The sequence below is a fragment of the Epilithonimonas sp. UC225_85 genome (genome assembly GCF_042695135.1).
GTDB lineage: Bacteria > Bacteroidota > Bacteroidia > Flavobacteriales > Weeksellaceae > Epilithonimonas.
The window spans coordinates 3612212-3631182 of sequence record NZ_CP170547.1; the positions used below are offsets into that span (position 1 = coordinate 3612212).

18 protein-coding genes are annotated in these 18971 nt (G+C 36.5%); 1 reads left to right on the forward strand and 17 read right to left on the reverse strand.

What is annotated here, in order from left to right; translation table 11 throughout:
• Window positions 1-47: 47 nt before the first annotated feature.
• The 7 genes from ACFJGY_RS16485 to ACFJGY_RS16515 form a co-directional block, all read right to left on the reverse strand.
• On the reverse strand, window positions 48-1382 hold the full coding sequence (locus ACFJGY_RS16485; RefSeq protein WP_379966204.1) for a trigger factor: 1335 nt from the start codon (window positions 1380-1382) through the stop codon (window positions 48-50).
• A 107-nt stretch (window positions 1383-1489) separates the two neighbouring features.
• A complete protein-coding gene (locus tag ACFJGY_RS16490; protein WP_379966207.1) occupies window positions 1490-2002 on the reverse strand; it encodes a hypothetical protein in 513 nt (170 codons plus the stop codon).
• 23 nt (window positions 2003-2025) lie between these two features.
• Window positions 2026-3777, reverse strand: coding sequence for a hypothetical protein (locus ACFJGY_RS16495; protein ID WP_379966210.1), 1752 nt, complete (start codon window positions 3775-3777; stop codon window positions 2026-2028).
• 219 nt (window positions 3778-3996) lie between these two features.
• On the reverse strand, window positions 3997-4563 hold the full coding sequence (locus ACFJGY_RS16500; protein ID WP_379966213.1) for a hypothetical protein: 567 nt from the start codon (window positions 4561-4563) through the stop codon (window positions 3997-3999).
• Window positions 4564-4595: 32 nt separating this feature from the next.
• The gene (locus tag ACFJGY_RS16505) at window positions 4596-6977 is read right to left on the reverse strand and encodes a TonB-dependent receptor (protein WP_379966216.1); all 2382 of its coding nucleotides are present in this window, start codon (window positions 6975-6977) and stop codon (window positions 4596-4598) included.
• A 275-nt stretch (window positions 6978-7252) separates the two neighbouring features.
• Window positions 7253-7612, reverse strand: coding sequence for a hypothetical protein (locus ACFJGY_RS16510; protein WP_379966219.1), 360 nt, complete (start codon window positions 7610-7612; stop codon window positions 7253-7255).
• Between the two features lie 61 nt (window positions 7613-7673).
• On the reverse strand, window positions 7674-8702 hold the full coding sequence (locus ACFJGY_RS16515) for a nucleoid-associated protein (protein WP_379966222.1): 1029 nt from the start codon (window positions 8700-8702) through the stop codon (window positions 7674-7676).
• A gap of 122 nt (window positions 8703-8824) precedes the next feature.
• On the opposite strand from ACFJGY_RS16515, the gene ACFJGY_RS16520 reads away from it, so the two are divergent.
• On the forward strand, window positions 8825-9139 hold the full coding sequence (locus tag ACFJGY_RS16520) for a hypothetical protein (protein ID WP_379966225.1): 315 nt from the start codon (window positions 8825-8827) through the stop codon (window positions 9137-9139).
• 29 nt (window positions 9140-9168) lie between these two features.
• Here ACFJGY_RS16520 and ACFJGY_RS16525 read toward each other — a convergent pair whose 3' ends face one another.
• The 10 genes from ACFJGY_RS16525 to ACFJGY_RS16570 all read right to left on the reverse strand — a co-directional run bounded on the left by ACFJGY_RS16525 (window position 9169) and on the right by ACFJGY_RS16570 (window position 18767).
• Window positions 9169-9684 carry a thioredoxin family protein gene (locus tag ACFJGY_RS16525; RefSeq protein ID WP_379966228.1) on the reverse strand — a complete coding sequence of 172 codons (516 nt, stop codon included), beginning with the start codon at window positions 9682-9684 and terminating at the stop codon, window positions 9169-9171.
• A 78-nt stretch (window positions 9685-9762) separates the two neighbouring features.
• A complete protein-coding gene (locus ACFJGY_RS16530; protein WP_379966231.1) occupies window positions 9763-10875 on the reverse strand; it encodes a serine hydrolase domain-containing protein in 1113 nt (370 codons plus the stop codon).
• Window positions 10876-12675: 1800 nt separating this feature from the next.
• Entirely contained in the window at window positions 12676-12939 is a 264-nt protein-coding gene (locus ACFJGY_RS16535) for a helix-turn-helix domain-containing protein (protein WP_379966234.1), read from the reverse strand.
• Between the two features lie 133 nt (window positions 12940-13072).
• Window positions 13073-13504: a transposase gene (locus ACFJGY_RS16540; protein WP_379966237.1), complete on the reverse strand. Its 432-nt coding sequence runs from the start codon at window positions 13502-13504 to the stop codon at window positions 13073-13075.
• A gap of 19 nt (window positions 13505-13523) precedes the next feature.
• Window positions 13524-14384 carry an HAEPLYID family protein gene (locus ACFJGY_RS16545; RefSeq protein ID WP_379966240.1) on the reverse strand — a complete coding sequence of 287 codons (861 nt, stop codon included), beginning with the start codon at window positions 14382-14384 and terminating at the stop codon, window positions 13524-13526.
• 12 nt (window positions 14385-14396) lie between these two features.
• Window positions 14397-15020, reverse strand: a complete 624-nt coding sequence (locus ACFJGY_RS16550; protein ID WP_379966243.1) for a TMEM175 family protein — start codon at window positions 15018-15020, stop codon at window positions 14397-14399.
• A gap of 102 nt (window positions 15021-15122) precedes the next feature.
• Complete coding sequence (locus ACFJGY_RS16555) at window positions 15123-15344, reverse strand: hypothetical protein (RefSeq protein WP_379966246.1); 222 nt, start codon at window positions 15342-15344, stop codon at window positions 15123-15125.
• 208 nt (window positions 15345-15552) lie between these two features.
• Window positions 15553-16089 carry a hypothetical protein gene (locus tag ACFJGY_RS16560; protein ID WP_379966249.1) on the reverse strand — a complete coding sequence of 179 codons (537 nt, stop codon included), beginning with the start codon at window positions 16087-16089 and terminating at the stop codon, window positions 15553-15555.
• Between the two features lie 65 nt (window positions 16090-16154).
• Window positions 16155-18332, reverse strand: coding sequence for an Ig-like domain-containing protein (locus tag ACFJGY_RS16565; RefSeq protein WP_379966252.1), 2178 nt, complete (start codon window positions 18330-18332; stop codon window positions 16155-16157).
• 144 nt (window positions 18333-18476) lie between these two features.
• A complete protein-coding gene (locus tag ACFJGY_RS16570; RefSeq protein WP_379966255.1) occupies window positions 18477-18767 on the reverse strand; it encodes a helix-turn-helix domain-containing protein in 291 nt (96 codons plus the stop codon).
• Window positions 18768-18971: the final 204 nt, after the last annotated feature.

Here is an 18971-nt window from a genome sequence, read left to right on the forward strand (position 1 = left end):
AGGCGATCCAAAATCTGGATCGCCTTTTATTTATAATTGAGAATTAATTATTTCTTCAATTCTTCTAGAAACTCGTCGTGAGAGATTTTAGTTTCTTTCTTTTTAGATTTTTCCAGGATCACATCTTTCAGTTTTGCCATTGCAACTTCAGAAGAGATTTGTCTTACCTGATTTTCGTCTTTTAACATTTCTGCTGCATATTTCTGAACTTCATCGTCACCCAAATGGTGGATTCCGTAGATCGCTAACTGGTTTCTTACCAATTGCTCTGCTTGTCCAAGAACTTCTGAATAATCCAACTGGATATCGTTATCGTTCATCAATTTCCCTTCAAGGATCTGACCTTTGATTATGTTTTTCTCGTTTTCAAGGATTTCTTTTGCCTGATCTTCAGAAGTGATGTTTTGGTTAGAGAATAACAACCATTTGATCAAGAACGCTTCAGGTAATTTGATTTCTTCTTTCTCGTTTACTTGCTGAAGGATTTTGTTTACGAAATGAACATCAGCATTTTGCTGAAAATATTCATCCAATTCGGTTTTTACTCTAGCCTTCAATTCTTCTTCAGTTGTAATTACGTCTTTACCGTAAACTTTATCGAACAATTCCTGGTTAAGTTCTGCCAAGTTCAATCCGTAGATATCTTTTACAGTCACTTCAACCTCGTTGTGGTGAAGATGTTCTGCATCTTCTTTGGAGAATCCTAATTGAGTCGCCAATTCTTCTTTAGCCTGAAGATCTTCTTTAGAAACTTTTACAGATTCGTCTTTTTTCAATTTTTTCACCAAGTCGTAAGCTTCTTTCTGATCTTTAGAAATCGTTACGTTTTTTGGAGCGTGATTGTGCTCACCTTCTGCACCTTCTTCTACAACTTGAGCGATTTCCAAAGCTACATAAGAATCTTTACCGATTTTATCCTCCGGCAATCTTTCTGCAAAACGCTTCTGCATATTCTCTACGCTTGTAGCAATTTCTTTGTCAGAAGCTTCTACTTTGTAATGAGGCGCTTCATATTTAGTCAAATCAACAGTAAATTCCGGCTCATATCCAACTTCGAAAGCTACAGATAAAGACTCTGCATTGTGATCGAAATCATTTACTGGCTGAGGCACCGGTTGTCCAACCAATCTTAGTTTGTTGTCATTTACATAACCATTCAACGCTTCAGAAACCTGTTTGTTGATTTCTTCGAAAGCGATTCCAGCTTCATATTGTTTTTTCACCATACTTAATGGCACTTTCCCTTTTCTGAATCCTGGAACCTGTGCATTTTTTGCATAGTTGATCAGTTGTTTTTCAACTTTTTCTTTATAATCAGATTTTTCCAATGTTACTGTAAGCAATGCACTTACTTCGTCATGGTTTGTAGCTGTAACGTTCATTAATTGAAATTTTTAGGTTGCAAAAGTAGGCAATTTCTAAGGAATTTCAAAATTAAATACATCCGTGATTTTTATAAAAAAATCATAAAGTTTTGAGCAGAGGAATATTAAGAAGCTTTCCAAAAAGTCCAGACTGTTCCGTTAAAAACCACAAGCATTTTTTTTACTGTATCATAAACGATCGTTCCCGGTGTAGGCGCAATAATATTAAGATGAGGACTAGCTACTTTTGGGAGAATCATTGCCTTGTTCGTATCTTCCAGAACCAAAATTCCGGGTGTAGAAGTTGCTGTTCCTACAGAAATCTTCGCATTTGTCTGCTCTGTTAAAGCATCTTGCAATGTAGTGTCGGCAGCTCCATTGGTGGCAACCGTGAGATCTTTCCAAGAGTTATTAGCAAATATTTTCAGCTTCTTATCATTAGCATCGAAAATCATGGTGCCATTCACAACATTCGTTACGCTTGCAGCGCTTGTAGTCCAGGGAAGTACAAATCCTCTGTTTTCCGATCCGAATTCAATTGATGAAGATGCCGATTCCAGAGTTGTTTTCCCAATAGCAACCTGTGAATAATTGAGATTAAAAAAAAGAATAAGAGCTAGTAAATAAAAGTTTTTCATTTTGTGTGTGTGTTATATTATGATTAATCAGGGCAAGTTTGGGTATCGAAACATTTCCAACCGGCTGCTGTCCCATCTGTATTAATTTGTAAACAGTTAATTGTTGTATTATAAACCATCATTCCTTCCTTCAGGTCGGTCGACGGAATTGCAGAAACCTGCGCCGTTGTCAATCTGTTCAGTACAAAACCTTTGGTCTTTGATTCTAAAATCATCCAGGCTCCTTTCCTGATTTCCGGCCAGTTTGTACTTCCAGGATTAGCTCTTGCCAAAGCAGTAATCCCTGCATTCGTAGACAAAGTAGTACCTGTTGTGACGGCCGGCTTGTAGCAGACCGCAGACGCAATTCCGGTAACATTTACCGTAACGACAGCCGTGCTGCAACTGCTTGGAAGACTTGTACGGCAGATCTGATAATTAATCGTATAAGCTCCGGAACCAACACCGGAACCAACCTGAACCAAACCTGTCGACGTGTTCAATGTAACATCAGCATTAGAAGTGGAAACCTGCGTCAGAATAACATTAGAAGTTGTTGCAGCTGCACCATTATACTGCTCCAGATCATTGGCCAGAACAGATGTTGCAGAGGAAGATCCGGCATTGACGGCAAATGTATCATTATTAGCAACCGGCGGAAAAGAGCCATCGGTGTTCAAACAAATATTAGTAACCGTCACCACAGGCGCACTGCAATTTCCACTTCCCGTACAATCATAAGTCACATTCGCCAATGCGGAAGTGGTTGATGTTCCGGAAGAATTGATGTATGTCGGCGTAGAATTGAAGATTGCATTTTGCCCTTGGGTTCCGGCTTTTACCATCGTCGCCTCATACTGCGTATATCTTGTCAGATCAAGATTAGGTCCGACCTTGGCACCATTCGGATTAACTGTGTTGAGAAAATAAGTATATCCTTTTTTTGAAGAAGAGGTTGGTCCGTTCATCGTTGCGCCATTGGGCTGCCAGGTTGTGATCTTCATCAATCCTTCATTATAAATAACAGTAGTACTTGCACCGTTGATAATCCCTTTGGAATAGAATGTACCATAATTCTCCAGTCTGCTGGTTCCTGTCATATCTATAGAACCCGTTCCTACATTGAAAGTTCCTGTATTGATGATCTTACCGCCCCCAAGATTATATCCCACAGCGGAATTAATTGTCCCACAATTGAGATATGTACTGGTGCTGTTGTTGTTATAGCTCTGTCCAATATTGATAGTTCCGTAATTGCGAAAAGTTGTGGTTCCGGAAACATTGATGTTCTGTGCAATGGTAAACAGATTATAGTTATCTACAAGATTGGTAGAACTTCCTGCAAAACCCAGAACACTTACCGCGACTGTTCCATTGTTTGTCAGCGTATTTGTACTACCGCCAAAAGTGAAATTATTACCACCGTTTGCTCCGGCTTTCAGTGTTCCGCCATTTGCAATATTGATAGTGAGATTAGAACTGATGTTCGGGCTTTGATTGAACTGTAATGTCCCTGCGATTTCAAAAGTAACATTACTTCCGCTGGAAGAATTGACATTAGTTGATATAATTAATGTAGCACCAGCTGCAACACAGATTTTCGAATTATTCTGGAACGTCACATCACCCATTGTAGTAGTGCCCGTCGTAAAACAGACAACACTGTTTGTTGCAAACGTATAATTCCCGGCAGGAGGATTTGTAACCGTACAACCTGTACACTGGGAATAACAATCAATAGACAGTAGCAAGAATAATATTATTAAAACATTATTCTTAAATAAATAATTATTCATCGTTTTATATTTAATTTAATAAATCAAATAAAAATTCATTGAACCGTGTTAATTCTCAACGAATAGGCAACAAATGTAGCAATTAATTATTAATAAACAAATATATATTGTTAATTAATATTAATATTGAAATAAAGTTTTTTATTTTTAAATCTAACTTAATCTAATAAAATAAAGATGCTCTAAAAAAGAGCATCTTTATTTATAGGATTTCTAAATTTAATTACTTAGTCCAAACGTAGCCTCAGCATCAGTTTCGCCTCCTGTTACACTTCCCCAGGCTGTCCCATTTTGCGCTTCATTTGCAGATGCAGGTTCGTGGATTAAAGTAAGTTTTAGTAATGGCGAAGAAGAATTGACCACCTTCACCACGTCCCACTTTGTTATTAACCCGACTTTTCCCAATGCCCCTGTAGAGGAACTTGTATCTAGTCTTGTCAGATTTATCGTAGATTTTGGAAAATCAAAAATTAGGAAATGTTCATCTTTCGCATCTTTGATCTCCTGAGTGACATCTTCGTTTCCGTTTTTGAAAATGGTAGTCACTTCATAAGATTTTCCGTCTGTTAATGCAATAACCGGAGCAGCAGAACCAATGATGTAATTGTAAGACTGAGTCGTTCCGGTAGCAACATCTTTTACATTCAGGATAATATTTGTCAGTTCCTCCTGAGGCAGATCGTCCGCAGCAACATCTTCATCTCTCTGGCAGGAGATCACATTGCAGATTAAAAATAATATTGCTAAAACACTTACTAATTTGTTAAGATTGAATTTATTTTTCATTGTTTAATTTTTTTAATAATTGATTGATAATTTTAGAATTTGTATCTGAAGTTCAGGATGAAGTTTCTGCCCATATCATTGGCAAAATATCGCATTCTGTTCAGATAGTCTTTGTAAGAAATATTAAATATATTATTAACCGAAAGTCCTGCTGAGAAGTTTTTCGCAATATCAATTCCAGTCTGAAGATTCCAAAGCGAATAACCTTTTGGAGGTGTACTGATATCAACAACCGTTGTAACCTCTTCTCCTGCAACATAATCCGTAAAATCCAGATTATGGATCGGATAACGTTTCTGGTGCACAGAGATTTGATTTTCGACATTGAAATACAATCCATTCCATTCTTTTTTATGAAATTGTAATGCATTCGTGAAATTCAGTGGCATCATCAGAATCAGCGGCTCGTTATTGGTGTCGTCCTGACCGTGGACATATGCGCCTCTTCCTTTATACGACAGGTTTTCAGTTATATTTAAATTCACATCCACATCCAAACCATACATTTTCGCATCGATCTGCTGATAGATCCAAACCGGAAAAGTTCCCGCCTGAGTCAACTGCAAAGTTCCGTTCGGAATCTGATTGATAAAATTTTTGGTGATGAAAAAATATGGATTTGCCGAAATCTCCAGACCTTGTAAAATATCAAACTTTGCATCTGCGACCAAATTAAACTGATGCCCTTCTTCATTTTTGATACTCATATTTCCTTTCTCAATAATCGCTGCAGAATGGTGCAGTCCGTCTGAAAATAACTCAGCGATATTCGGGGTTCTGCCGACTTTTGCATAATTTAGTTTCAGATTAAAATTATTGGACGGATGATATTCCAGACCGGCGTTATAAGACATATTTCTGTAAGTCAGTTTAGGTCTTGTCAAAATTCTGTTCGCATTGGTCATCACATAGAACTCAGGATAAGAATCTGCATACAGATTTTCCCAATCGCTTTTATCATACCATTTTGTGACGTCATAATAATTGTAATCGTAGCGGATTCCGGCTTCGGCATTCAGTTCGGGTGTGATTTTATATTTGAAAACCGAATAGATTCCAAGGGAATATTTGTCATAATTCGGGATCAGTCTTCTGGCCTGTGTTGCAGGATCAGAATAATTGTTTTGGAAACTTGCATCAATTCCTGTTTCCAAAGACCATTTTTCTCTTTCCAAAAGATCATTGATATTGAATTGATGCGTCATCAAAGCCAGATCCAACGATGGAATCGCACTGAGATCGCCTCTCCTCAAATCAAATTCCTGACGGTGATTGTACTGAAAACTATAAGCTGCCGAGACTTTTCCGATATTCTCAAAACGGTTAAAAGCTGAGATCTTCGCCAAATGGTGTTCTATCAATTGTCTCGGATTATCGATCTCATAACTAAAATTACCGGAATAAAATGGAACCGGTGTATTCATTGCTTCATAATAATCCCGAGGCGTGGAAACGTGAGAATCCCGCAAAATCCCAAGATTCTGATTTGTTAGATAATAATCGAAGGAAAAACCGCTCTTGAATGTATTCTTCTGCAACGTAAAATTAAAAGATGAAAAGTCAGAACCTGTATTTTTCAGGTTATAATCCGGTGCATTTTGATCACCAATTTTCCTGATGCTTCCGCCGGATTTCACCGCCCAGCCATTTTTCCATATTTTGGCAAGATTCACATCGATTCCCAAACCCCTTCCGTTTGATATTCCAGAAAGATTGACCGAACCTTTCAAAGTATCTTTTTTAGGAAAGATCTCTGGTTCAAGAATTACAACGCCGCCAATGGCATCACTTCCGTATCTGAGCGCAGAAGCACCTTTGATCACATCAATATGCTGAAAGTTATTAATATCGATGTTCGGCGCGTGTTCTACGCCCCACTCTTGTTCCTGCATTTTCACACCGTTATTAATGATGGAAATCCGGCTTCCGTAAAGTCCGTGAATAATTGGTTTTACAATATTATTCCCGGTTTTGAGTCCGCTAACACCTGAGATATTTTTGAGAAGATTACCAAGATTCTCGGTGGAATTTCTTTCTATTTCAGATTTGTCAAGGGTTTTTACGACCATTGTTCCGTTGTTTTTATGGCTGCCGTGAAGTGTTACGGTTTCGATTTGATTCACGTGATGTTCCAGATTAATTGTTACATGAAGATCTTTCGCAACCGTCAAACTCTCAGAATAATTCTCGCAATCGGGATGAGAAGCTGTCAAATTATATGTTCCTTCCGACACATTTTTGATTTTAAAAACTCCGGATTTATCTGTTTTTGTGGCATATTTTCCGAAAGAAACAACCACATTTTCCAAAGGTGTTTTATCGTGAAAATCCTGTGCAATGCCTTCAACTGAATACTGAGCAGACATAGATGCAAATCCAAAACAGATCAGCATCAGGCTAATAATATATTTCATAATTAGTTTTTTGTACGTTGTACAATGTAAAAAGTATAGTGACTAGCCTTGAATTATAATCATTATGAAGTATTTGCACTTCATGGATTGTGACATTTCTAATACACAGAATTTAATTTCAGTACCGAATCGCCGCAGCCCGGGCTGAACGGAGATCATCCGCCAAAGGCGGATAGCGGGAGTGGAGCACGGAAAAGCTGCCCAAATAAAAATGTCTGAATAATTAATTCAAGGAAAATTCTCTCAAAATCTAAATGAAATTGAGAAAAATAGAATTATGAAATGGCGGGCGGACCGCGGAGCTGAAAAGTGAATTTGGTCTGAGACCATATTTTTTCCTGTACAGAAAAAGTTTGTCTGGTATCGTGCGTATGGTTTTCAAAATGGAAAGAAAATTCTTCCGGAACCAAAGAATTGCCCGTTGCCAGAAAATGACAAGCCAGACAATCGCCGGACTGGCTTTTGGAAATATCCGAAGAAATGGTTTTCTCTGTTTTTTTGAAACCCGAATCTCTGAAGAAAGATTCGCCGTTGTGGTTATGCAATTGCGAAGAAAACAAAGCCACAAAAAGGTACATCCCAGCGAAAAATACCGAAATGATTTTTTGAAAAGATTTGTTTTTTCTGTTCAACATAGATGCAAAGGTAGAAATTTTTTAGGATTTTGGATTAATATTATGTTAAATCCAAACGCTATTATTTCTCCTCTTCAAAATATAATCTGTAATATTTCCCTTTTTCGTCCTGTCCGGTTTCGATCATTTTGCGGTCGCCGTGGATGTAAATATGAAAATTTTTATCGAGCTTGATGATAGATTTGAAATGACGCTGCTGCTTTTTAACTGCCTGACTATTAATCGGAAAATCTTCTGAAATTGAGATCTGCATATCGTTCTCATAATCGGATTTGAAGTTGGAAAAACTCTCAATCACATTCTCGTCTTCCAATACTTCTTTTACAAAATCGTCGTATTTGAATTCTTCTTTTTCTTTGAAGAAATTGATGGACTTATTAAGAAAATCTGCCTGATCTGCTTTTGAAACCTCGAACTCCTGTGGTAATTGCTGCGTGATAAAATCTTTGTAAACCGACAATGTTTCTTGTGTGTGGAAATACTCATTGTCGCGCTGTTTTACTTTCAGGAAATCCTCGAACCAATAATAGATATCGCCGTTTTTGTTGTTATCAACGACAGATAAAACATAGCCACTTTCTTTGTCACTATTATAGATCAAAGCCGCTTTATCGATTTTTGACAAGCTGATTCCGAAATCTCTTTCGATGTCAAAAGATTCGTCTTTGGGATTAATTTTGAGGAAACCTTCCCTTTTTTCGGTTTTGAAAATCCCGATAGAATCTATTTTTTTATCGTCGCCGTCAACAGATTCTATCGTGTCGCCTTCGAAGTAAACGATGAACAGTTCGCCACCCTGAACTCTCGGGTTTTCTGCTGCGTCGTAAAGGTGTTTTGCGATGTTTTCGGACTCCCACTGGAATTTGGCTTTGTCTTCAAAAATTTCTGAAACAGAACTGTAAACCGGATTATTCACCAAATAAGAATCGCTGTAAAAATGAAATTGCTCTTCGGACTTGAAGGCATTCATAAAATAATTTCCGAGCAACTCATTCATCTCATCTTCCAGCTGAAGCTCCTCGTGAGAAAGCGTTAGAGATTCCTGGTTGATCTTATTCCCGACTCTGTGAACTGTAATTTTTGAAAACATTATTTGTTGTTTAGGATTGCAAAGATATTCATAATCTCTTTTTCTGACTAATGAAATAATGTCATTGCGAACGAAGTGACAGGAAATAATAATTATCTTCGTTAAGTAAAAGCCTGAAAATTATGAATTCATCCCTTCAAAAATACCACTTCTTCATTTTATTCCTCCTAACATTCTCCCTCACCTCCGCCCAAATCATCGAAGAAGAAATCGCCAAAAAATCCTGCGAATGCATCCAGACCAAAGTATCTCCAGAAGGAAGGATATCTAATTCGGAAAAACAAAAATGCATTTCTAAAAGCGGCGACGAAGTTCTGAAATCAAAGGATCCGCAAGAAGTCAAAAGACTCACCAAAAATATGGAAGAAGTGGTCGAGCGATTGAAAACCATCTACAAATTGGTAGAAAAATGCTTGCCCCAAACCGATTCTAATTAAAAATCCCAAACCTAAGTTCGGAATTTTCTTTAATCTTTCTTCACAAAAGCCTGTTGTATCGTCTGGAGTTCTGTTTTATTTAATTTAGAAGTTTTCTCCAGTTTTACGAGAAATGAAGCCACCTCTTCCGGACTTGCAGGCGAACCGATATTTTCACCTTTGGCATCAAAAGAATCCGCTAAAACTTCGCCTTTTGGACTTAACATTAACCAAAAAGGAAGTCCTGCTGTTTCGCCTTTGTATTTGTTCATCAATTCCTGTCCGCCGGGATTTTCCAGACTTTTCTTTTCGCCACGTTCCTGAACATCAACATACGTTGTTACATAACTTTTATCAAAAAGAGGTTTTGTAACCGGCAGGTTCATATTTTTTTCCATCAGCTTGCACCAGCCGCACCACGACGCATGGAAAACTAAAAGAACGTTTTTATTCTCGGCTTTTGCCTGAGTCAAAGCTTTGTTTAAAACCACATCTGCTTTCTCCTGGGCAAATCCCATTTGCATTGCCAATAAGGCAATTGCTATAATAATTTTTGAAAATTTCATTGATAATATCTTTTAACTTCTAACGAATTTAGGGATTTCTTATTATAATAATCAGTTTACTAAAAGATTTGCACTTATTTAATCTCTTTCAAATTTTTCTATTTTAAGTTTTGGAGACAATTCTTTGATATAAAAAGAAGCGATTGCTCTGGAAAACCCAGGTAAAAGTTCACCGTCGTTTGACAGAGTTATAATTGTGTAGCCTTCTTTCGGAAACCTGAGAATATCCGCTAATCCGGGACCGCCACTGTGACCTGCATACAAAATACCATCTTCTGTGCCGGTAACCCAGCCGACTTTGGAAAAATCCGCATCTTTACCATCAATCTTGTCTGTTTTGTAGATATAATTGTCAGAAAATGATTTTGGAAACACGACTTCATTATCCAGACCTATTGCCCAGTTTGCCATATCATCTATCGAGGCAAAATAACCGCCGGCAGGATAAGTATATTGTGGGTAAAGATATTTGTAGGCCTGCATTTTACCATTCAGATCGTAATATGTTGTAACTTTTTCGGGGATAATATCTGTCCGTAAAAATTGACCATTTACTTTGAATTCCATATCAAAATTGCCGTCGTTCATTTTTAAAGGAACAGTAACTTCATCTTTCAGGATGTGAACAAAAGCTTTGTTATAAATCTTCTCAAAAATGTAAGACAAAATCATAAAATCCGATTGTGCATATTGCTGTTTTGATCCAGTTTTGAAGACCAAAGGAAGTTTCTTGACCGCTTCCACAATTTTTTCGGTTGGCAGATAGACATCACTTTCATAATAATCAGCAATCCCGCTGGAATGGCTGATCAGGTTTTCTATTTTGATATCACTCCATTCTTTCGGACAATCCGGAATATACTTTGAAACCGGATCTTCCAGACTGATTTTCTTATTGTATATTGTTTTTAGGAGAAGTGTGGATGTCAGAAGTTTTGTGCAGGATGCAATCTGGAAACTGGTGTGTTCCGTTACTTTATTTTTCCAATCCAGGTTTGCAAAGTCATAGGTTGTTTTCTTAATGATTTTGCCGTTTTGTATGATCGCAACTGCCATTCCGGGGATTTTTAAATTTTTCATTTGCTCACTAACAAACTGATCCACTTTTTGATTAGCCAATTTCTGATCAATTTGCCCAAAAGAGATTGTGATAAATAGAAGTGTAAAGATAAATGTGAATATTATTTTCATAGGTTAAAATTAATTACAGGTTTAAAGTTTATCACTATATTTATAGTTATTCAAATCTAAAACTTATTTTTGGATTATCACTAATTTTATAGTTAAATAATTTTAATTAACATTTATAATCAAATCCCACAAAAAATCCCCAAACTTTCGCTTGGGGATTTTTATTTTATCAGTTTAAAAACTGTTTATTACTTCGCTTCTTCATATATATATCAATCATTTACAATAATATGGGTAAAAATAAATAGTGTTAAATTTAATTCAATCACACTTACTAACTTTCAGATATAACCGATATTTGATCTATATTTCATTGAGATTGACCACACAGTTTCAATAAATTGAGCAGGTTGTTTCGGATTAAATTGACCACCTGTATTTTTCAATGAAAACCAACAATTCTATATATTATTTGTTGTCGAACTTTTTTTCCAGGCTCATTCTTAATTTCTTTTTCGAATGTTTTTTAATAACATTAAATAATTTTTTTTAATCACACACTTATTGCATCAAATTGCAGTTTATCAAAAACTTATACAAATAATATATTTTCTGGAATATTAATCTAATTTCTCATGATACTGCTTGTATAATTTTGAATAAAGCTAAAAAAATTATAATTCGTTTTTGAATATATGCTCTATGGTCAGAAGATCTTTTTTTTTCATATTAGTAATAGGAAAATGGATTTGAATTATTCTTTCGTCATTTTTTTGTATCTTTATAATCAAATAATTAATGAAGAATATTTTGTCTAAATAAAGCTGTTTGACTTTTTCCAATGGAACTTCTATATGTCTTAAAGTATTTTTTTTTCTAAACATATAGTAACTTTTTATAGATAATAATTCTCCAGAGTTCTCATAAAATATATACTTAAGCCGCAATATTTTAATAACAGTATATATGATAAATAAAAATCCTACATATCTTATATTTCTAAATATCTTCGGTGAGCACAGAAGTAAAAATATTAGAATAATTATTGATAATATTAACATTACAATGTGAGCTCTAAAAAGAAATGTAATAACAGCTTTGTTGCTAATTTTCATTTGATTAAATTTTGCGTTTTGCTCAGGTAGTTTATGTATTACCTTAATTTATTTAGAGTTTTATAAATTTTAAATATAATGTAGATCTTCCGTAGAATATTTCAACATAGCTCCCGGAACTTCTAAGACAAAGGCAAATCTCATTATTATTGAATATAAGCTTTTTATACCCGTCAGAATATTCTAGATCCTCATCATGCGTGTAACGTCTTTTCCTTTTTTCCTTTAATCAGGTTGCCAACATAGTAGAGTTTGTACTAATCTTGCTTTTCGGTCACGGATGGCAATTTATTTTGCTTCGTCTTCATTTTTACTGTTGATAAATTGTAAATAGCAGTTTCCTGATGCCTATCTGTTTTCTATAAGTTAGATCTTTGCAGTCAGAAGAATGCAAAACTTCAGTACTACTCTATCTGAATTGTTATAATATTAATTTTTATTATCTACTTATTGTTATAAATATTTTTAAAAAGCTTAGAGGCAGCCAGCCATTACTATGGCAGAGACAATCAATCTGATATCTTGGAAAATCACAGATGTTCCATACTCTAACCACAAAAAACAATGACTGCCCTACGCTTTAATTAAAAATATATAAAGTTTGTGTTTTATCATTAAAAGCAGAGAAAACAGACAATTTGGTCACTACAGCAATGCAATATCAATTTTAGATAATAGGAAATTGTTATAACAGCACCTATTTTGCCTCAAGCTTTAATTAAAATAGATTATAATTTGTTTTTTATTAGTCAATATTCTCCTTGTTAAAGATTTTTTTCCATTTGGCCACCGAATTCCTGCTCAGACGGAAGTGCAAGGCCAGTTGCACATTGTTCAAATTATTTTTTTTCTGGTAATTCAGCATTTCCATAATTGTAACTTCATCGTAAAATCTATGCCTGCCGGACTGGTCACTAATACCCGCAGAGCCAAAGATCTTATGATCGAGCCGGATCACATCCATGATAGACAGGACATTTTTCTGAAGGATAGATTTACACTCTTCCATCTTATTGGGATATTTTTTAATTATCAAATCGTTATAAATTCTTTTATAATTGGGTTGGGCTGAATTTTTTTCCATAATAGTGGTTACTACAAATTAAATACTTGTTTTGAATACTGCTTTCCAAATACTTTCATTATGATTTGCTGTATTTTTTTATCCATCGGGTCAATGTTGTTCGGGGGATGCCATAATATTTTATAATCTCAGACTGGTTTTTCTCTTTTTTATCCATCAGCTCAAGGATAAAGTCTATCACCTCTCTGTTATAAATACTTTTCTTAAACTGAGGAAGACCAGTAAGTTTTTTGCCTGCTTTACTGCGGTTTTTACTGCCTTGAGGGGAATATAATATGAGGTGCTGGGAATAGAGTCTGAAAAAATCATATTCAAGTAATTTGGACCAGCGTAGAAGAACTTCAGTATCCAAGGATTTTGATTCATACATTTGCTCTATTTCGTAGTCGGAACATTTAAAAAAATTAAAAATGCGTGTGTTTTTTATTTCTCTTTCCTTTACGCCTTGGCGAATGAGAGAGCCCAGATGAATGTCTTTTGCATTGTTCATTATCTTTTGTTTTTCTGAGTTATGGCATGGAATAAATAAGTCTCAGGAATCCGCTTGCATTAAGATCATTGGATGTCATTACAGGCACGCCTGCTACCAAACCTATTTTAAAATCATCAGTCATTTGCAGCTGAACCTGCGGTCTGAGAATCAGTTGGGGTTTATCTTCCTTGCCAAAAGTCTGATTGCACTCTAATCCAAAAAAACTCTCTTTCTCTCCTTTTCCAAATCGGTAGCTTAGGATTGTATTAAATCTGTACTGTGTTTTTGTTTCATTAGATTCAAATTCCTGCTTTATAGCCGGACCTGCGTAGATCATTGATTGCAGACGTTGCCCCCAAATCTTGGCCGCAGCAAAAAACGGGTTATAAACATTGCCCACAAAAAGCGGCTTTCCAAACTCATCAAAAGGCGATGTTTCCAGTTCGTTGAAATACCCTGCGGAAAGTGTTGTTTTAGCTTCTGGAAGTGTCAGAAATGTATAATTAAAACCTATTCTCAGGGCCATCGCATCATCCGTATTTCCGCCTTCCTCCGGGACAGTCGTATTTTCACTTTCCGGTGCGGATACACCTTTCAGCTTGTCATGGACAAAAATAAAAGGAACTTCTATTTCAAAACCTAGATTATCGACCGGAGCAAAGTCATATTCTACCAGAGTACGCACACCTTCAAAATTTTTGAAATCCGCATAACCTCCAGCCAGATTTAGTTCCTGATATCCTTTTTTTACATTCATTTCTGCCGGGATATCAAGATAAAGTGGCATATAATATTTCAGGTCAGCTTCTTTGGTTTCCTCAGTATTATTTCCCTGCGCGAACAGGTCATTTGAAAATAGCAATAAAAAAAACGTTGAAACTAATATCTTTTTGATCATGTGTGTTTAAATTTATCCGTCAATAGAATGTTCATTCTTATCCATGCTTATTACAGCCCATAATATCCACATCAAAAAAGTAATTATCAATGCAATAGCAGAATAATAAAAAGCTAATACTGCTGTCGCTTCATAAACAATGAAGCCCAGCACCTGCCCTTTTATCATATTCTTTAACCACGGAATACTTTTTTCCGGAGAGATCAAAAGCGATTTATTATTAACGATCACAAGATTTAATAATAGCATACTTAGGGTTATAAATCCTGTAAATCCTGCATAGAACGCAACCGCTGTCTCCTGTGCAGCTGTTCCTATAAATGATCCGACTACTTTTGTTGGAAAAGGGAAGAGTACAACCAGAAGCAGCACAAAGCCGTTTAGAAAAATCAACCAGTGATTGCTCTTTTTCAACTGCTCAAAAATTTTATTATGCCCCATCCAAATGAGAAGGACGGTAGCAAATGAATTAAAATAGGTAAAGTATTCCGGCCATTTTTCAATAATTCTTTCCAAAAGATTCAGGTTGTTTGCACCCTGATATTCCTGAATCCCAATTTCAAGGGCGAGAAGTGTAATAGCAACCCCAAATATACCGTCGCTGAATGCCTCTAACCGAGCTGTATTTTTTTCCATGTTTTTTTGTGTTTTTATAAAAGCCTTAGTTTAATAACTATTAAGCAATATCATCATATTTAAATTCATCATTTGTGTTTTTATTTGCTATTTGCAACAGCCTCAGAGGATTCCGATGTAATAATCATTAAGATTATCCCGATCAAAGTACAGGTACAATCTTTTGACAAACAATCCAAAGCAGTACTTCCTTAGTACATAACGATGCTCGTACGGGTCTTCAAACTCTGTCTCACCGAAGAGGTTTTCTATCTCGTGTTTTGGTTTTCCAACGAGGTTTTCTATATCTTCTGGTGTCATCATATTGTGTTTAAAATTCATCATTTGTGTTTTTACTTATTTAATTCTATTTTAAGCCATAATGCTCCGGTTTACTTTAAGGTCTTTATATGTAACTTCTTTATCAATGTCATTAATGATTATAATGATCTCTTTACACTATATATTTATATCATCGAGGTCGCTTTCAAAAGAACCCACCAAAAATGTACTAGTACCGCTAACTATTAAAGGTTGACGATCCAATTAAGGTTTAGGGTTTCCAGAAACTCCATTTGCTGCCGTTGTAAACTGCAAGACGTTTTGCTCCAGCTTTATTTATATATACCATCATCCCAGGGGAAGGGCTTGGGATATTCTGCACATCTGAAACAGTAGGCAAAACCATAGTTTTAGTGGTAGATTCTAAAACCAAAACACCATCTGCAGTAGACGTATCAGCTCCCACAATTGCTTTGGAAGTTGTTTCACTAATGCCTGTTGGCTGGTTGGCCAGGGCAGCAGTAACATCTGCATTCTGGCCGCTCAGATCTATCCAGTTGGTTCCATTTGAATATTTTACTCTCGCAGTAGTTGAGGTACTTGCATCCAATAAGATGGTTCCTTCGGTGATTGTCGTTGGAGATGGGAGTATTCTCACATACGGTAAGATTAAACCTTTATTTCCTGTTGCAAATTCTAACAATACCGATGTTTTTACGGATGCAGTACCTGTATTATTACCAATGATAACTTGTGCATTTGCTAATAATATTCCTCCTAAAAGTAGTGCTGTTATTATTTTTTTCATTTTATGGTATTTATTGTTTATTTGAATCGTTTTAAAATTGATTTAAAATTTGCCACTTTTTCTAACTATGGACAAGCTGGCGTGCTAAAACAGTTCCAACCCGCAGCTGTACCATCTGAATTTATTTTCAAGCACTTTGCAGTAGTATCATAAACCATCATTCCTTCTTGTGGGGAAACAATCGCAGTTATCTGCGTTGTTGTCATCCTAGTAATTACAAAACCCTTTGTATTGGATTCTAAAACAGTGTGAGCCGATTTTCTAACCATTGGCCAGTTGCCATTATCCGAACCTGCTCTTTGTAATGTGGTAATTCCATGAATGCTGTCCACACCTACGGTTGCTGTGTTTGCGTTGTTATAGCAGACACCATTAGTAACATTTTCTGTTACACTTGCCGTATTATTTGATGTATTAGGATCTGCTATACCACTTGTAGTGCTAATAACAGCAGTGTTTGTATAATTTCCTGAAGATGCAATAGTTGCAGTAACAGTCAGTGTACGTGTAGCAGCATTAGCTAAAGTACCAACAGTCCAGACGCCTGTTCCAGGAACATATGTAGTTCCTGTAGCAACATGCGAAACATATGTAAAACCTGAGGGTAGTAAATCATTTACAACAACATTAGTATTATTGTCGGGTCCATTATTCTTTGCAACGATTGTAAACGTAACATTGCTTCCAACGGTTGAAGTCGCAATATTAACAGATTTTGTCACCTCTAAATCTGATGATAAAGCATTAACAATAACTGTAGATGTGTTAGATGTTACAACACCGCAAGATCCTGTAACAACAACATAATAATAGGTTGTTCCTAGCACATTTGTAGGGGGAGTATACGTAGAAGAAGTAGCACCCGTTATGGCCGTTCCACCTGTATTACTATTACTTACATTACTATACCATTGATAAGTTATCCCTGTGCCTCCAGCAGTAACGCTGAGATTAGTTGATGCCGCATTTTGAATAACTGTTTGTGTAGTGAGGGGTTGTCCGGTAATTGCTGTTGTTGCATTTACTGTAATTAATAAAGGTAACGTACAAATACCATCGTCTGTATAAGTTATTGTAGCAGTACCTGCTGCAACTCCTGTTACTAAACCAGTACTGCTAACAGTGGCTACGGCAGTATTACTAGAAACCCATGTCACCCCAGTCCCTCCACTTGGTGTCACTGTAAGTTGAGATGCACCACTTGCGCCCGGGCATATGGTACTGGTACCGGAAATGGTTCTGGAAAATATGATTACAACCCTTCCATTTCCTCCTGCTGTGCCAGGTCCTCCAGTGCCAACTCCATTACCAATTCCGGCTGCATAGTCAGCATCAGCATTATTTGCTGCTGTACCACCAACACTATTAAAAGCACCATTACCACCAGCTGTTGTGCTTTTTGCAGTTAGTGATGCATATGCAATATAAGAAGATCCGCCACCGCCGGGACCATTGTAATCTACACCTTGTCCGGCACCGCCTCCACCTCCAAAATATCCACCTCCGCCTCCGCCTCCGCCTTCATTGGACGAGGTATTAGCATTACCACCTTTGCCTCCGGTTAATGAGGAACCAGCTGTTCCATTATTTCCGGCACTAGTACTTGCTGCGCCACCTGCAGATTGGGTACCTCCTTTTCCAGCTGGATAAGCACCACTCTGTCCACCGGTAGTGCCTCCTCCTCCTCCAGCTACAGGGTTGAGGGTATCAGCTCCTGGTGAACCGCCACCGCCACCACCTGCTATGAGTATAGGTGTTGTAGTGCCGCTACCTAAAAATACACCAGCTAATCCACCACCACTTCCACCATTTTGCCCTGCAGTACCTCCTGCGCCGCCACCGCCAAATGTTGCAACTGTACTACTGGTAACACCTCCTTTACCAACTCTAATCGTAAGTACATCTCCCGGAGTAACAGCTAGCGTACCAGTACTGTAACCGCCACCAGCACCGCCACCAACAAAAGAGTAGTAAACAGAGTTAGCACCGCCACCTCCTGCACCCCAAGCTTTAATTGTGATTGAGGTAATTCCTGCGGGTACAGTAAATGTTTGGTCTCCTCCAGTATAAGAATATACTTTTTTACATTGTTGTGCCATTATTTGTTGGGGAATAATAGCCATCATCAAACCAATAAGCAAGGTCATTATATTCGCAATGTAATTGCATCCGATAGAATTAGATTTTTTCTTTCTTCCGTAAAGGAATAAAAATTCTATATTTTCTAATTGTGTTTTTTTCATTTGTAATAATTTAGAGTTTGTTTATTGGCCATTATTAAAATTAAAAGTCCTTGTATCTCTTAGTAAGATTTGATGGGTTTGGTGGACGGGATGTCCTCATAAATTATGGCGTATATTTGTATTAGTAATAACATCCAATAATTGTCAGTCTGCCCTTCCTTTCTTTATAAATTCTATAAATTGCGATGGGGTAAAACCTTTTTTAGCTTTAAAAATTCTAATAAAAGCAGTATGAGAAGAATAACCGCATTCTTCCGCCAGGTAGGATATTTTATAGTTCAAATATTGGGGTGATGTTTTCAGTTTGGTGATAATATATTCTAACCTAAGATCATTGATATATACATTATAATGTTTCCCCTTATTCCTCCTTATTGCCATCGAAAGATAAGTTTTATTAGTATTGAAAATAATTGCCATATTAGTTAAAGACATATCCGGTAAAAGGAAGATTTTTTTTTTTCAAATCTATCAAGTTGTATAATAATTCTTTGTTCAACCTTCAGGCGTGCACCAACTATTGTGCGGTCCATATTTGGTATTTGAATCATGGTCTTGTCCTTTATAGATATATTTCTAAAATAATTATGTAGCTTTTGGAATTGTTTGTCCATTGGTATAGTTTATATTAATAGATCG

Excerpts from the sequence above, each read along its gene's own strand:
- ACFJGY_RS16485 (WP_379966204.1), bottom strand. The coding sequence starts at position 1,382 with ATGAACGTTACAGCTACAAACCATGACGAAGTAAGTGCATTGCTTACA.
- ACFJGY_RS16490 (WP_379966207.1), bottom strand. The coding sequence starts at position 2,002 with ATGAAAAACTTTTATTTACTAGCTCTTATTCTTTTTTTTAATCTCAAT.
- ACFJGY_RS16495 (WP_379966210.1), bottom strand. The coding sequence starts at position 3,777 with ATGAATAATTATTTATTTAAGAATAATGTTTTAATAATATTATTCTTG.
- ACFJGY_RS16500 (WP_379966213.1), bottom strand. The coding sequence starts at position 4,563 with ATGAAAAATAAATTCAATCTTAACAAATTAGTAAGTGTTTTAGCAATA.
- ACFJGY_RS16505 (WP_379966216.1), bottom strand. The coding sequence starts at position 6,977 with ATGAAATATATTATTAGCCTGATGCTGATCTGTTTTGGATTTGCATCT.
- ACFJGY_RS16510 (WP_379966219.1), bottom strand. The coding sequence starts at position 7,612 with ATGTTGAACAGAAAAAACAAATCTTTTCAAAAAATCATTTCGGTATTT.
- ACFJGY_RS16515 (WP_379966222.1), bottom strand. The coding sequence starts at position 8,702 with ATGTTTTCAAAAATTACAGTTCACAGAGTCGGGAATAAGATCAACCAG.
- ACFJGY_RS16520 (WP_379966225.1), top strand. The coding sequence starts at position 8,825 with ATGAATTCATCCCTTCAAAAATACCACTTCTTCATTTTATTCCTCCTA.
- ACFJGY_RS16525 (WP_379966228.1), bottom strand. The coding sequence starts at position 9,684 with ATGAAATTTTCAAAAATTATTATAGCAATTGCCTTATTGGCAATGCAA.
- ACFJGY_RS16530 (WP_379966231.1), bottom strand. The coding sequence starts at position 10,875 with ATGAAAATAATATTCACATTTATCTTTACACTTCTATTTATCACAATC.
- ACFJGY_RS16535 (WP_379966234.1), bottom strand. The coding sequence starts at position 12,939 with ATGGAAGAGTGTAAATCTATCCTTCAGAAAAATGTCCTGTCTATCATG.
- ACFJGY_RS16540 (WP_379966237.1), bottom strand. The coding sequence starts at position 13,504 with ATGAACAATGCAAAAGACATTCATCTGGGCTCTCTCATTCGCCAAGGC.
- ACFJGY_RS16545 (WP_379966240.1), bottom strand. The coding sequence starts at position 14,384 with ATGATCAAAAAGATATTAGTTTCAACGTTTTTTTTATTGCTATTTTCA.
- ACFJGY_RS16550 (WP_379966243.1), bottom strand. The coding sequence starts at position 15,020 with ATGGAAAAAAATACAGCTCGGTTAGAGGCATTCAGCGACGGTATATTT.
- ACFJGY_RS16555 (WP_379966246.1), bottom strand. The coding sequence starts at position 15,344 with ATGATGAATTTTAAACACAATATGATGACACCAGAAGATATAGAAAAC.
- ACFJGY_RS16560 (WP_379966249.1), bottom strand. The coding sequence starts at position 16,089 with ATGAAAAAAATAATAACAGCACTACTTTTAGGAGGAATATTATTAGCA.
- ACFJGY_RS16565 (WP_379966252.1), bottom strand. The coding sequence starts at position 18,332 with ATGAAAAAAACACAATTAGAAAATATAGAATTTTTATTCCTTTACGGA.
- ACFJGY_RS16570 (WP_379966255.1), bottom strand. The coding sequence starts at position 18,767 with ATGTCTTTAACTAATATGGCAATTATTTTCAATACTAATAAAACTTAT.